Source organism: Bacillus sp. CDB3 (assembly GCF_002081505.1).
GTDB classification, from domain to species: Bacteria; Bacillota; Bacilli; order Bacillales; family Bacillaceae_G; genus Bacillus_A; species Bacillus_A cereus_AT.
Window position 1 is genome coordinate 1 of record NZ_ALBR01000126.1, and the last position, 15,027, is coordinate 15,027.

Genomic DNA, 15,027 nt, shown 5'->3' on the forward strand with positions numbered 1-15,027 from the left:
ATTTCTCAGTTTTAATGCTGAGAAATTGGACTTTTATCGTTACTGATGATGTAAAATAACTCCTAAATTGACATTCCAGGTAAAGCTCAAAATTAAGAATGACAAATTCAGAATATGAACAATTTTGGGATAGAAGATTGCAAAATTTTTATTGAGGGTGTTGCAAAACTCATAAATATCCAAAAATTAATGCATAAAGAAATCCGTCTACTTGGAAAAATGATAGTATCCCAAACTACCTTCGGAAAGGAAGGATTTACTAGTATTATAACCGATTTTGATGAAAATCAATCGATTTGGTTCTGTTATAAATTTAATTCTATAATTTTAGAGTAGTGAATTACAAAAAATATTTATCGTTGCATAAAAGCTATTGACAAACCCATCATTTGATATTAAAAAAAATTTGGGGCCGAACCTGGAATAAGCTCTGTATCTACTTTCATAATTAGTTTGCCCTTTTCAATAATTCCTGAAACCTTATTAATTTTAAAATTAGAATCTCTAGGTAGAACCAGTTCTGCATATTCATTTTGCATGTAAACTGCATGCGCCCCTTTTGGTATTTTGATATCCATACGAACCGTTTTTGGATGTCCTCCCAAATATTTATCTACGATTGCTAATGAAGTGCTTGTGAATCCTTTGTCTGATAAGACCTTACCCTCAAATTGCCTTTTAAATTGTTCAATTCCAACCATATTTACTTTCCCTTCTGGGAAAAAAGTATTTCTGTCAAAACCAAATTGCTTTTCATCTGTATATCTGTATACTTTGAGTTCTTCAGAAAGTTTAGCCAAACTTTTCTTAAACACAGAATCCATAATGATAGCATAGTCTTTTGCAACCCTCACATACTCTTTGTCATAACCATTTACTTTTCCTTCCCGTAAAGCCTGATTAATCCTTGTACCATTCATTTCATAATTATTAAAAGCTTCTTTTTCTTTTTTTGTCAATACTATTTTTTCTCGATTATTAGAAAGTGCTGCACCATATGCAGTTGCTTCTTTCTCTTTATCCTTGAAATCTAGTACATCATCATTTTTAGGGGTTTTTAACTTCTTCCAGCGTGAATTTGGGTAAGCTATATTTGATTCAATTGTTTTTATAACATATTCCTTTTTGTTAACATCATATCCTTCTGTCACAACGAGTCCGGTTGAAGGTAAATGGTATACCATTCCATTTTCTTCCGGATGATAATACTTATTTCCATAAGCCATGGTATTTACAATATCATCCTCAGATATCCCTCTTTCCAATACTGTAATAAGAACATTTTCATTTGTCTTACTATATTTTTTATGAAACCGTTGTTGCAATTTCTTTTTCAAGCTGTTTGTTTTTCCTGATCTTTTGTCACGATTTAAAATCTCACCCTCATTGCTTTCTATTTTTTGCTGAGGAGTATGGTCATTCAGTTCTTCTTTTGCAAAAACGGATGTAACAGATACGGATGTGAATGCTACTATAGACGCCAATATCATTAGCGACTTTTTAGTACCTTTAAACATATTGCGCTCTCCTTGTTTTTTATTTGAGTGTTTTTGTCTAAAAATCCGAAATAGGCGAATTAGCTTAATTCATTAAAAATTTATATATAAGTCCTACTTATATTTTCGACACATCTATATTTGCCCAAATCATTCAAAATAATAATTATTTCTGACATATAGATGTTTTTAGATGTGACGATTTTTTAAAGAGGGCATATATATAAGTCTAGATCACTGTTTATATTTTCAATGAAATAGACTATCATAATAGAAGAGGAAGTCCATTCTATTTATGATTCCTCAATCGTTTCTGGATTCCCTGATCCTTTTGTGCGCACAGTGTGAAAATTAGATGTTTTCTGTGATTGAATGGTAGGTAATTGTAACCTTATCTCCATTTGATGTCCTTCTAATGAAGGTTTATTAAATGTATCCAGTACTTCTTGTAATCTTGCAGGAGGTTTTACAAAGTAATTTGTTATCCCTAACACCCACCCAAAAATACGAATGATTATAATTAAATACTGCTTGCGGCAAATTAAACTCACGTCTAATGGAATTTTGTTGTAATAAATTGGTTCCTATTGTTCTCGTCGTTTGCCACATCCCATTACCACCCACTCTCAATGCGTGTCTATATCCAATTTAAAAATCTAACCCTAAAGTTTGTCCGATGGAAAAAGCTTCTTCTTGTGAAACACCTACTGTATTATCAAGGTGAAGTGAATAGGCAAAGGTTTTATTTAACCGTTGTGAATCTATTATTTTATAATAATACTCTGTTATAGACTTAGTTCCTTTCACCCAATCCTCATCTTTTGGAATAGCCCATTTTCCTAGAAGTTCTCCTGTTTTGACATCCGTTGTATTTTTTAAATAGTATTTACCATCTATTCTTGGGAAAGGTTTTAAATTTTCGTCTATAAATATTGCATGTTGAAACATAGATCCAGGATTGCCTTGCGGGCTCCATGCCCCTTCGGAAAATCCCTCATAGATATAATATCAATATATATATGATTCTATAGTGGTCTTTTCACCTATTAAAGGTAACGGAGTATTGGGATTATTAGTTGAAATACTTTCCAACCACCTCCTCCATTTGACTAGTATCTATATTTGTCGCTGCATGAGAAGATAGTGGCGCAACTGTTAATAGTGTAGCTAGCGCCATTGAAGCTGGGATAATTTTCTTGAATTTAGTTTTTAAGTTTAGCATAGTGTATAAAACAACTCCTCTTGATGTTGTTATTGGTGCATTTCCAACAATAACATCGAATCTTAATTTAAATATATACGAAAATGTCACTATTAAAGACATCGTATATATTGACAAATTCCTAGTCGTAATTTTGAGGTTGTTGCAAGACTAAAATAAATATGCAATGTTATGAATCAGAAAAACTAGCTGAACATAAAATAGATAACGATTTTCCCCATACCACCGTGGCTGTTCCGACCCTTGATCTTTGAGTTTACTAAATTGCTGTTCAATTTTCCCGCGTCTTTCAATAGCTGTTCCCCAAAAGTTGTGTCTACAAAATGAGATAACACACGACGGTGTGTACTATTTGTTTTTGTACCGTTTCATGGATTAATTGGATTTACAGGAAAGATACTGAATGTTTCTTCATTTCCATAAATTGTTTGGCTATCATAGGCAGCATCACCAACGGAACCCTATAGAGCAAGACCATAGGCATGTGAAACTAAGTTTTACTAGATCCGCGGTATTCCAAAGTATTCTTCATTCTTCATTCTTTATTCTTCATGCCTCACGTACAATGAATTACGGAATTTAGTAACAATCGCGTGAAATGAAGTGCTTTGAGTTGAAATCATCTATTCTTTAACGAACTTTGCAACAAAAGTAATTTGGTATAATAGACCTAAATATTGATAAAATAATGATAAATATGGTTTTTAGAGAAAAAACTTATAGATAAACGGATTCTCTCCTTAAATTCACTTATTCTTATAGAGAACAACAAACGGACAGTATGATAAATATGCACTTTTTTGTTTGGAAATGTCATTATATGTTTATTTCATTAGGAAAATAGATAGCAGTTTCTCAATACACAACATAAGGAAATTGTGTAAAATAAGAAGTAATATTGAATTATTTACTAAAAAACATGCCTTTATCTCAAATAAAGGGCATGTTTTTTAGTAAATATATAGTACTCATATTGGTTAAGCTATGTAATCTTTATACATCTTGCATAACAATGAAAGGAGGGATCGCATATCGAACTCAAGCCAGTCTTACATTCCGTATTTGAAGATCTTTTCCAAGAGTATGAAAATGTACACCCTAAGATGTATTTCACATTCCAAAAATCAGGTGATGATTTTGTTTTTACAGATATTTGTCCTGAATTACTCGATTCAATTCGTCAAAAACGAGATGATTTGGTTGGAGAAACAGTAGATACTGCTTCTCATATAGGAGATAGAGTTACAAGAAAAAAACTCAAACAACTTTATACATTAGCATGGGATCAAAAAAGAATTTTATTCTACTATTTTCCGAATCAAAACTCAGATATTTTTATAATTACTTATCTAGAACCTCAACATTACCACAATCAGGTTATAGAAGTAATGGGGCGTTGTATGCCTGTCTATAAAAAAGATTTGCAACATCCTTTGCAACATGTCGATCAGTTTCTTGCTTTTTAGGAGAAAGAGGTGATACATGGGATCTTATTCTATTCGTGTTCCAAAGATGCAATGTTATTCGTTAAGATGCTGTCTTTTTACGTTTTTGATTGTTTGACGCATAATTTTTAGGGTTTGGATTAAAAACTCTATTTCTTCTTTCGAAATTTCTTCTTCGTTTAAGGTGAAAGTGTAATATTGTAAAAGTTCCATATCCCCTATATCTAAAATTTTCTTACTTGTTATGTTCGACTGAACTATTAAATCGATTACTTCAATATTATATACTGTAGCAATCTTACTAAGTAAATCTAAGGAAGGAGTATAAAGACCTCTTTCAATTTTAGACAGATTACTATAATCATAATCAATTTTTTCAGCTAAACTTTGTAGGGTATCACCAAACCTTTTACGCGTTTCTTTAATCTTGAATCGCATCATTTTTCCTCCCCTATTAATTTTGGTGGCGGCATACAATTTATCTATAACCTAAGATATCAAAAAGTATTTTTGGTAACAATAGGACTTCAACATGTATCCTTGAAGATCAGAAAGATATCTTGGTATAGTGTAAGGTGTTTAACTATACTGACTCAAACCATGAATGGAAAGAGTACTACCACCATGACTAAACCAATAAAACTTATCACATGTATGCATATTATCTCTGGGACCGAAGAAAAAGTAATAATTAGCGGCTAGAATATTGGATCAAAATGCGAATCACACATGACCAGAACAAATACAGGCGAACCTATATAAAATCTGATTTTTCGAAATACCTTCCCTTCATCATACAAATAAATCTGATTTTTCGAAATGCTTTCTGTGTAAAATAATAGTTGTATTTTGTTGAGAAAGTTAAATAATTATGTAGAAAATGGTTCTGTTACAAAGTTTAAAAAAGTAAAAACAGGTATTGATACATGAGGGTGAACATTTAGGAAATAACTAATAATTTGTGTAATTCCTTGTACGTTGAAAACCGAAGTTTGGTCCACAAACTTCGGTTTCGTTTATATAGAGCATGAATCGTTTCGATTCCTTTCAAGGTACGTGAAGCATGGCGAATATTTTGAAATCCTGCGGACTTGGAAAAACGTCGTTTGATATGTCTATGATCTTGTTCGATAAGATTGTTCAAATGCTTACTTGTACAATGAATGGTACGTTTATAAAAACCTTGTTCTTTTAATTTATTACATGCGCAAAGTAAAGCTGGGGCTTTATCTGTTATGAGAACCATTGGTTCTCCAAATGTTTTTACGAGTCTCTTCATAAAAGCATAAGCAGCCTGGGGATTGCGCTTTTTACGAAGTGGAATATCCAATGTGTATCCGTCTTTATCAATTACACGATATAAATAACACCATTTTCCTTTCACTTTCATGTGTGCAACTTTGTTTTTCTTTTTCCAAATTTGATAGATTATATTTCCATATTCATGGACCCAACGCATAATGGTTGTAGGGGGAACGGAAACTCCTCGTTCTTTCAGAATTTCAGAGACATCACGATAACTTAAAGGGGTCTGGTGTAAAGTTTTACGCTACCCTAAAAATATAGAATTAAAATACAAATAGGAAGAATAAATTGTATAAATTATACAAGATGATGTATAGGACATTCATGATTTTTGATCATTTTTAAACTTTGCAATAGAACCTAAGAAGCATGAGCCAATCTATCATTATAAAAGCATTCTAATAACATAAATCGTCCTCCTTACGTTTCAAATCATTTCTAACCGTTTTTCCTTTTTACAATGTGTATCACATTACAAAATTCCTTTCAGCATATACCTCCAATACATAAAGGGGAGTGCATATCTCTTTAACAAAAACATACTGTATCTTTCTTTCGATTGATCAAATGAAAATGTTTCTTGTTCTTCATATTGATAATCAAATTCTGCTAAAATCAAACTTTTGTATCCCGTGACAATCGGGCAAGACGTATAGCCAGTGTATCTCACCTGTATTTCCTGACCATGTAAGAATGCTACTATATTTTCTTTTAACACAGGAACTTGTTTTCGAATGGCTGCCCCCGTTTTAGAAGTAGGAAGATTTGTACAATCCCCAATTCCAAATATATTTGGATATCGTACATGTTGTAATGTATACGGATCTACATCCTGAGGTGGTACAGTAAAACTGGAACACAGTATAGAGATAAATTATTCTATATGAAGAGGTGTTTCAGATGAAAAAACAGTATGATGAAATGTTTAAAAGACAATGTGTTGAATTGGTGATCAAAGAAGGTCGTTCTATTTCAAGTATCCAGAGAGAATTTGACTTGGGTAACGGAACTCTAAATGTATGGATTAAAAAATATTCTACACAGATTTCCTCCTGTGAAAGCAATGAACTGGAAGAACTACGTTCTTTACGAAGAGAAATCCAGGCGTTAAAAAAGGAAAATGAATTTCTAAAAAAGGCGGCAACCTTCTTTGCCAGCAACCAAAACTAACACGCTTTCAGTTTATAAGACAATATAATCAAATATTTGGAGTGCGCTGGCTTTGCCATCGATTACAAGTGTCTGTTAGTGGTTTTTACGACTATATTCATCGTAAACCCACTGAAAATCAGAAAAAACGTAAAAAGACAGCGGCTTATATTGTCATGCAATTTAAATGTTTAAAAGGAAGAATGGGGTATCGAAAGTTGTACCGTTATCTTGTAAACAAGGGAGTCAAGGTTACGTTGTCACAAGTAAGACAAGCGTTATGCAAAGCCGGCTTGCAGTCAAAAGTTGTCACTTATTATAAGAAACGAAAACAAGAACACCGTACATTTCCCAATGTATTAAAGCGATCCTTTAAACCTGGTAAGAAAGACATACCAACTGTAGTATGTGATATTACGGAATTCCGTTTGATGAATGGGATGAAAGTATATTTTTGTGCGGCATTAGATATTAGCACCCGACGGGTGCTTGGTTATTCGTTAGATACTTGTCAAGATGCTCAATTAGTAAAAAACACATATGGGAAACGAGAAAACATATTATTTCATAGCGATCAAGGATCACAATTTAGCAGTTACCAAGTGACTGATTTTTGTAAACAGCAAAAAATTCAACAAAGTATGTCCCGAAAAGGAAACTGTTGGGATAATGCAGTAATAGAATCTTTCTTTAGTATCTGTAAGCGAGAATGCTTACATGGAGAAAAGCTCATTTCCCTGTCCCAAGTGAATCAGTTAGTAGCTGAATTTATTTATATGTACTATCATTCTGTTCGTCCTCATTCAACATTAAACGGAATGACTCCTTATCAATATTCAAAATCAATTGCGTAATCTAATTTGTGTTCCAGTTTTTCTTGACCAGGTCATAATTTTTTGAGGTGCTCCGCCACACTTGATAGGAGTATGAGGGTGAGTAAAGATGGCATTTCCTCCTTTAAATTGTTGAATTTCTTTCCATGTTGCATCCGCATAGGTATAAGAATAATTGCTACAAACCCCATTTTTCCCAATCGATTCTGTCAATCCTTTAATGTGATCCCAATGTATTTGAACACCAGAAGCTACAATTAAAATCTCATATGCAATAACAGTTTGATCCTCTAACATCAGTCTGTTTTCTGTAGGGCTGACTTGTATTACCTTCTTTTGAATCCAATTTACGCCCTTAGGAATCAAGTCTGATTGATTTTTCATTGTCGTTTCTTTTTTAACAATTCCAGCTCCCACAAAGGTCCATAGTGGTTGGAAATAATGTTGTGATACGGGGTCTATAATCGCTATCTGTTCTTTTAATACAGGAACATGACGGAGTAAATGTGCAGTCAAGGAAATTCCGGCTGTGCCAGCCCCAATCACAATAATGGTATATACATTTTTCATTTTCATTCATCTCTCCCTATTTTTTATTTACTAGTAAATCGCATCATATTTCAGCTCTAACGTAATTGAAAGATAGTACTCACAGGATTATGATCACTGTGTGTAAACTGGAAATCATGCCCATTGACCTGAAGGATTTCAACATTAGGTGAGACTAAAAAGCCATCAATAATCGTCACAAAACTTTTTCCTTTTATGTACTCTGTACGATTATCACGTACAGTCCACACCGAAGGATCGATTGCCCATTGAAATCCTCCTTCTGTAAACCCTTTCGGCAAACCCACTAACCATTCTGGCCAGGAATCTAAAAATGTTGGATCTTGAAGCTGGGTATCTGCAAGTAATTGATTCCAGTCCCCACCTAAAATGACATAATCCCCCTTCTGATGATGTGCATGCATATAATGCTTTATATATTCAATTTGTTGTTTGCGTATTTTCCCATCTGTATCATAAGCCGATAAATGTAAATTTACGATTCTCAAATTCTTTCCACCTTCAATAGGGATAAGGTGTTCTATCATAGCCCGATCTAAATCAAAAAGTTGCTTTGGCCAAGGCTCTCTCCCTGGTAAGTGAAAACGGGTTGCGTTTTTTATGAAATAGGTAGAAAACGTAGCAAGCCCGGACTTTACATATCCCATGGGATGCAGAAAGGGAACCGGGACCCATGGAGTCCTATAATTATAACCAAATGTGGAAGCATAAGATGATAACCTCTGTTGAAAAAATTGATATTGATTTTGATCGTAGGAGCGTAACGCCTTGATATCGACTTCTTGTAACAATACAAAATCTGCGTTTTCTTGCTTCAAAAATGAAGACATGTGCTGTAAATTGATATTCGTTTGTTCTCTACTCCGAGAACGTGATCCTGTTCCTCCATCCATAAAGAAATCTTGCTTCGCATCTAATCCCGCGTAACCAATGTTAAAGGTAGTTACTTTGAAGGGAGTATGAGATCGTAATTTTTTTTCTTGAGAATTTTCTATGGGGATTTTCAAAGATTCAGGTGGCTTTTTCTGTATCCAGGTCATATAAACTAAAAAAATCATAGGAAGACCTAATATAATCAAAGATAGAGTAACTAATATTTGTATTCCTCTTTTAAGCATCTAGGGCTCCTTCCTTTATATAGCAGAGTGTTAAAAAGAACAGGTCATAAGGGTATGAAAATGTTTTTAATGGCATTGTGATTCTATTCTTATAGCATGTATTATACTCTCTATATAGATGATAATTTTTGAGAAATATGGTGAACGGAGTAGAATGAAAGGTTTTTCTAGTATAAAAATAGAATATCAGTACAAATTAATTGAAAAAGGAGGACTTTAATGAAAGAATCCTAGCTTCGTATTATTTTTTACAGAATAGAAAATGAGGGGGATTGTATTTGAATAAGAGTAAGAAACTATTACAGGCATTTGTTTTGATTTTATTTTGTACCATTACCTGCAGTATGTCTACTGTATCAGCAGAGACAGTTCCTGATTACGGAAAGATCTTTCCACCAAAAGAAACCTTTCAACCAGGAGATTGGTTTATTGGAGCAACACCTGCCTATATAGATCCTACAAAGTCACCAATCGTATTTGTGCAAGGGAAAAACGGAAAGGCTAACGATTGGTATGGAGATACTTACTATCATGGAAAAAATAATATGTATGATACAGCCTACTATGCTGGTTATCAAACTGCTTTTGTACAACTTTATGATGCGGCAGGCATAGGTTCTGTTAGCCCTTGGACAAATGGAAAATTGTTAGCTGAAAAATTAGAAGCCATTTATCAACATTTTGGAAAGAAAGTAAACATCATTGCACACAGTAAGGGGGGCATTGATACACAGGCCGCTCTTGTACAATATGGTGCCCATCGCTTTGTTGATAAAGTGATTACGCTTGGATCGCCTCATTACGGAACTCATCTAGCAGATTTATCGTATAGTTGGTGGGCAGGATGGCTGGCCTCCTTATTAGGCCAAAGGGATGAAGGAACCTATGCATTACAAACAGGAGAGATGTCACGTTTTCGCTCTATTATCGATACGAATCCTGTTACAAAATCCAACCAGTATTACACGATAGCGGGGACAAGCTGGGGACCTACTTTTTCTGCTTTGTCCGTGGGAGGATTATATTTGTCACCGTATGGAAGTAACGATGGACTTGTCAGCGAATGGAGTACCACATTACCGTATGGTACCCATCTTTTTTCTGATGCCACATTAGATCATGATTTCATTCGGACAGGAACAGCTGTTTTTTCTCGAATAGAACCATATTTACGAACGAAAAAAATGGGGAAAGCACCGCTACCACCTTCATCTCCTTCTCATGATAAGCAATATGCAGAGATGGACACAATAGAAAACCAAACGGTTTTAGGTGGGGAACTGATTCCACATAAAGAAAATCGTGCTACGTTTTCTGTGGATACTCTAACACCGGGAACGGTATCTATTTTGACCGCGACTAAAAATGTAGATATACAACTCATTTCACCGTCAGGAAAGATATACAACAAACAAGATGCGGTATTGACAACTGGTGAGGATCTTTTTTTTAAAGGAGCTTTTATTCAGACTTTTCAAGTAAAAGATCTGGAAATAGGGGAATGGAAAATAAATATGCAAGCAACCGAAAAGGATGCTTATTTGGCCATTGTACAATATAAACAAGAAGCACCTTTTCAATTGAAGCACCCTTATAAGATAAAGGGCAACCAAACTAAATTATATATCCAGTCTCCTGATAGAAAGCCAGTCAAAGATGAAGATGTTTCTATAACAGTTCGCGTAGTAGATCGAAAGGGAACTTTACTTTCACAATCTCATGATATTCAACAGGTAAATGAGAATACCTTATCTTCCACTTTACAAAATATTGAACAACCTGGTGTATATAATCTTACCCTCGATATAAAAGGTGCAAATAAAGAAGGCCACACGTATACTCGTACTATTGTGCGTTCTATCTATATTGAAAAATAAACCATAAAATGACTTTTAAGGATTGTAGAAACAAAAAAGGCACTCACATTGGACTTCCCCCCGTCAAGTAGACAGCTTTAAAAAAAGACTAAGCAGCCATTGAGATTCGATATTTAATCGGATCTCGATGATTGAGTCGTTTTTAGAATCGTTTGTAGTTATCAATGATAGATGTATGTTTCAATTGCTTGAATCAGCTCTCCTTTTGTTTGATAATCATTGAGATAAAATACTTCAGATTTAAAATGAGAGCAGAATGATTCGATACAAGCGTTGTCATGGCAGTTTCCTTTGCGGGAGTGGCTGCCGATGGCACCTAGCTGTTGAAGCGTACGATGATAAGCACTTGATCTGAGTGGATGATGGTTCCATACACATCTCTTTTTGGTGTTGCTAAATCAAGTGTTTCTAGAACCAGTTGTAAATCATTGCAATGTGAGAGTTTCAAAGCAACAATTTCATTATTGTAAATGTCTTGGACGACCAATAAATAGAGAAAAATAGGTTCTGTTGCAAAGTTTTTCGAGTGGAGCTAAACCGTAGGGAAAATGAGATGAGGAGAATGATACATGGGATATTTTAAAGGAAAACAATTCAAAAAAGATATTATTTTGGTAGCCGTCGGCTACTATTGCCGTTTTTCGTTAAGTTATCGTGATGTCTCTGAAATTTTAAAAGAGCGTGGCATATAAGAGTTCGTGACAAACCCCTCATCTAATTTGATGTTCAGAAACTTTGCAACAGAATCAAAAGAACTTTCAAATCTTGCATAAAAAAGCAGTATGGATATATTATCCATACTGTACAAGAACAAACCACTTGAACTTTTTCTATTTTATTGTAACCATTCCCTGATACCCACCTGGACGATTGTCATAACTATATACATATAAATAATATTTTCCAGGTTGTGCAGTATAAGATCCCATTAATTGTTGCCCTTGAAAAGTCGCATACACCACAGGGTTTTTCAGGTCTTTTTCACTGTATAGGATCCAATTCATTTGAATTTGATTTTGATTGGTAATATCAATGGACAATTTGTTCAGTGATTGCACATCTAATTGATAGATATCTAGGGAATTCTTTGAATCAAGGCGTCCCATAAAGCTTGTATGGAAAAGGAGTGGGGTCGCATTTTGAATTGAATCATTTGGTTCTTTAGAGACGAGCATATTATTTGCAATGCCCTGAAAAACAATATCACACTCAATCTGATTGTTCATATTTACTCGGTAGTTTGTAAAATATGCCGTCATCGTTTTATAACCATTCCAAGGCTTAGTAGATAACTGCTTTAGTATGGCGTCCAATACTGTATTTAAATTTCTCCAGTCTGACTCCAAACCTGTTGTTTTATTTCCAGTGTAAGTACCACGTAAAGTAAACGTATGAAAAAGATCAGACTGTTGTTCAATTATATTGTTGTTCTGAAGCGGAATGATTCGTGTAATTTCTTTTTGTACATCCGTTAATGGCTTTGGTTCTGGACGCTTTAAATATTCATCTGACACAGCTGGAGTTGTATATTCATTTTGATGATCAATTAACATCTGCATATAATTTTGGTACGCCGTATTTAATGTGGTATCCTTGCTTAATGTCTCACGATATTGATCGTATTGTGTGACTTGATTGTTTTTAATAATATCGAGTAATTGAGAAAATAAATCCCATCGATTCTGATACATATAAGATTGTAAAACAAATGCATAATTATAGAACTCCCAACTTCCATAGGTAGCATAAAGCGTTTGCTGTAAAGTATATCGCTTCAAAGGATCTATCGCTAAATTTTGTAAGATTGTTTTTCTCGGCACGACTTGGTTAGTACGGGTAGAGCCAGCAAAAAACTCTGCATTCCCCTCTTCGAACCACGTTAAACGTTCATTTTCATATAATCTTCCTTGGCCAAATAATCCTGGAACAAGATAACGTCCTTGTAGATAGTGTGTAAATTCATGACGAAATAATTCTTCTAAGCTATAAATACTATCCTGCGGTGTTCGCTCATACGTAAAAAAGGTCCCATCTTGTTCAATATAAATCCCACCATTATTTGTGTCATATCCGTATAATAAACGATTCAACTGGTATTCTGCCGGATTATTATAGATGACCATGGTTGAGATATCATCACGATGTCCTTTTTCCAATGGTATATCTGATCCTATCACACGATAAAATTGTGCTTGCACTTCCTTAGAAGCCCAATACAGTCTTTGGACTTTCTCTTCCGTTACTTGTTGTCCGGTTTTAATAATCATGGATCCATTATCAAATGTATAGGTTTTTGGTATATAATACTTCTTTCCTTCTTCTTGTATTTTTTTATAATCAATTGGATTTCCTTTCGCATCTCTTCCCTTATATCTTTCATCAATTTGTTGAGCGGCCGTGAGATACGCTTCACTTAAATAGGAATAAACCTGTAATGCATCCGTAATAATTTGTAATCCTTTTTGTGATGTGCTATGAAAGACACCCAATCTACTCGCATAATAAATTCCATTATTAATAATCCAGCCTGTATCTGCATTTACTTGACCATATAACGCTATTTTCCCAATCTCTTCAATAAAAGGATTAATTTTCCCATACCAAGGTGATTGGTTAGGTACAATACCAGTTTGATACAAATACGTTTGAAGATCGTAGTCAATGCCACTTAAAAGACTATATACGGCTGTTCCTTTTGTATATTCTTTCGCATACGCTTGTAAATTTCGATTAAATTGTTCTAAAATAGGTACCGCTAACGACACAATTTCCGGATTACTCGATGCATTTCCAATTAAATTTCCATAAGCCGCCACGACTCGATCTTGTTCTGTTGTTCCCAGCCGAAAAGCTGGATTTGTTGCAATGTTCTTTAAAGCCGGTAAACATTTATCATGAAACTTACGATCATTAAGATAGGAAAGTTCTTTATAGTAATAGCCTAGATAGAATCCTGAACGTAATACTTCTACTAGTGTTTCTATTCCATTTGAATTTGTTGTTGTATACGTATTTCCTCTTTTTTCTAATTCTTGAATTAAAAATTGGACACGATTTTGATCTTGATAAAATTTGAGGGAGTCTGCATTAAGTTGAAATAAATCGGTAATGTCACTCCAACGTATTGTCGAAAGTACTTGCACTAATTTTTCATAGCTGAGGGCATGTAATTGTGCCATGGTGTATGTTTGTTGGGTAGAATGTGTAACATTAGGCATTGTGAATCCTGTTTTAGGATAAGGTGGTTGAATCGATCGGTCGGTTTGAAATGGTGTAACGAATAAAGAGGAAGTATACGGATATGGCTTGTAAAATGGATTTTGGGATATATATTGTCGTTTCATTTTTGACGAATTTACATGCAAGGTATTCTGACTCTGATTGAATGGTAGTAACAACGCATTTCTAGATATATTGTGCGGTAATACACTAAACTGTTCAGATGGGATTGTTTCTTTAGAAACCAGTATGGAGCTTGCTTGTACCGAATTTGCTGAACCTAAAATAGTACAACACAAAATCATGATGATTAACTTACCTATACGTTTCATCCAATTCCTCCATTTCAAAAATCAAAATATTCTTGCTGATTGTCACATGATGGTTTCAGATTTTTTCATAGAGTATCAGCGTCAAGTAATCTAACTATGAAAATACTTCTAGAAAAATAAGGCTAGTTTTCATAGAATCCCCTCCTTCTCATTTTCTTTTTTATACACATGTTGAGATGAAACCAATATAAAAGAATCTGACAGATATCTTTTCGACCGATACAACATATCCTTTTAGTTTCAGCCCAACATTACTTATATATTACAAATCATTTTTTTTACCTTTGTTTATCTATTGATAAATATCAAGTTTTAGAGACAACATACTATGTTGGACAATTTGTATTTTTTGAAAAATGGGTTTCTCTCAATATGCTAAAACAATTAGAATCATTTGTTACTAAAAAAACTGGCCCGCCATTTCTATTCTGCATACTTTTAATAGACGCATAAAACGTGTA

The 15,027-nt window shown here is 34.1% G+C and carries 11 protein-coding genes and 5 pseudogenes; 5 read left to right on the plus strand and 11 right to left on the minus strand.

Going from position 1 to position 15,027, the window contains the following annotated elements:
• Window positions 1-395: 395 nt before the first annotated feature.
• The 5 genes and pseudogenes from CDB3_RS30060 to CDB3_RS30075 form a co-directional block, all read right to left on the minus strand.
• On the minus strand, window positions 396-1,517 hold the full coding sequence (locus CDB3_RS30060; RefSeq protein ID WP_256869984.1) for an ADP-ribosyltransferase: 1,122 nt from the start codon (window positions 1,515-1,517) through the stop codon (window positions 396-398).
• A gap of 272 nt (window positions 1,518-1,789) precedes the next feature.
• Window positions 1,790-1,990: a hypothetical protein gene (locus tag CDB3_RS30065; RefSeq protein ID WP_142263503.1), complete on the minus strand. Its 201-nt coding sequence runs from the start codon at window positions 1,988-1,990 to the stop codon at window positions 1,790-1,792.
• 154 nt (window positions 1,991-2,144) lie between these two features.
• Window positions 2,145-2,444, minus strand: coding sequence for a hypothetical protein (locus CDB3_RS30070; RefSeq protein WP_128857002.1), 300 nt, complete (start codon window positions 2,442-2,444; stop codon window positions 2,145-2,147).
• A gap of 124 nt (window positions 2,445-2,568) precedes the next feature.
• Window positions 2,569-2,718, minus strand: coding sequence for a hypothetical protein (locus CDB3_RS31935; protein WP_179139784.1), 150 nt, complete (start codon window positions 2,716-2,718; stop codon window positions 2,569-2,571).
• A gap of 150 nt (window positions 2,719-2,868) precedes the next feature.
• Window positions 2,869-3,176 (minus strand): annotated as a pseudogene (locus tag CDB3_RS30075) (ISNCY family transposase); the annotation flags it as partial.
• Window positions 3,177-3,821: 645 nt separating this feature from the next.
• On the opposite strand from CDB3_RS30075, the gene CDB3_RS30080 reads away from it, so the two are divergent.
• On the plus strand, window positions 3,822-4,184 hold the full coding sequence (locus CDB3_RS30080; protein WP_128857003.1) for a hypothetical protein: 363 nt from the start codon (window positions 3,822-3,824) through the stop codon (window positions 4,182-4,184).
• 54 nt (window positions 4,185-4,238) lie between these two features.
• Here the strand turns inward: CDB3_RS30080 and CDB3_RS30085 are convergent, their stop codons facing one another.
• From CDB3_RS30085 to CDB3_RS30095, 3 genes and pseudogenes are all read right to left on the minus strand, one after another.
• Window positions 4,239-4,601, minus strand: coding sequence for a helix-turn-helix domain-containing protein (locus CDB3_RS30085; RefSeq protein ID WP_128857023.1), 363 nt, complete (start codon window positions 4,599-4,601; stop codon window positions 4,239-4,241).
• Window positions 4,602-5,103: 502 nt separating this feature from the next.
• Window positions 5,104-5,688 (minus strand): annotated as a pseudogene (locus tag CDB3_RS30090) (IS6 family transposase); the annotation flags it as partial.
• A 252-nt stretch (window positions 5,689-5,940) separates the two neighbouring features.
• Window positions 5,941-6,300 (minus strand): annotated as a pseudogene (locus CDB3_RS30095) (pyridine nucleotide-disulfide oxidoreductase); the annotation flags it as partial.
• Between the two features lie 68 nt (window positions 6,301-6,368).
• Between CDB3_RS30095 and CDB3_RS30100 the strand changes: the two are divergent.
• Complete coding sequence (locus tag CDB3_RS30100) at window positions 6,369-6,638, plus strand: transposase (protein ID WP_128853850.1); 270 nt, start codon at window positions 6,369-6,371, stop codon at window positions 6,636-6,638.
• Entirely contained in the window at window positions 6,593-7,471 is an 879-nt protein-coding gene (locus CDB3_RS30105) for an IS3 family transposase (protein WP_128857004.1), read from the plus strand. The genes CDB3_RS30100 and CDB3_RS30105 overlap by 46 nt, the downstream gene beginning before the upstream one ends.
• 33 nt (window positions 7,472-7,504) lie before the next feature.
• Here the strand turns inward: CDB3_RS30105 and CDB3_RS30110 are convergent.
• Window positions 7,505-8,026 (minus strand): annotated as a pseudogene (locus tag CDB3_RS30110) (NAD(P)/FAD-dependent oxidoreductase); the annotation flags it as partial.
• Window positions 8,027-8,076: 50 nt separating this feature from the next.
• Window positions 8,077-9,138, minus strand: a complete 1,062-nt coding sequence (locus CDB3_RS30115; protein WP_128857005.1) for an endonuclease/exonuclease/phosphatase family protein — start codon at window positions 9,136-9,138, stop codon at window positions 8,077-8,079.
• 344 nt (window positions 9,139-9,482) lie between these two features.
• Between CDB3_RS30115 and CDB3_RS30120 the strand changes: the two genes are divergently transcribed.
• Together CDB3_RS30120 and CDB3_RS30125 are read left to right on the plus strand one after the other, a co-directional pair.
• Window positions 9,483-11,015, plus strand: a complete 1,533-nt coding sequence (locus CDB3_RS30120; RefSeq protein ID WP_372708569.1) for an esterase/lipase family protein — start codon at window positions 9,483-9,485, stop codon at window positions 11,013-11,015.
• A gap of 569 nt (window positions 11,016-11,584) precedes the next feature.
• A pseudogene (locus CDB3_RS30125) lies at window positions 11,585-11,704 on the plus strand (IS6 family transposase); the annotation flags it as partial.
• 141 nt (window positions 11,705-11,845) lie between these two features.
• Here CDB3_RS30125 and CDB3_RS30130 read toward each other — a convergent pair.
• Window positions 11,846-14,566 (minus strand): collagenase, encoded by a 2,721-nt coding sequence (locus CDB3_RS30130; RefSeq protein WP_128857006.1) that lies wholly within the window; start codon window positions 14,564-14,566, stop codon window positions 11,846-11,848.
• Window positions 14,567-15,027 lie beyond the last annotated feature (461 nt).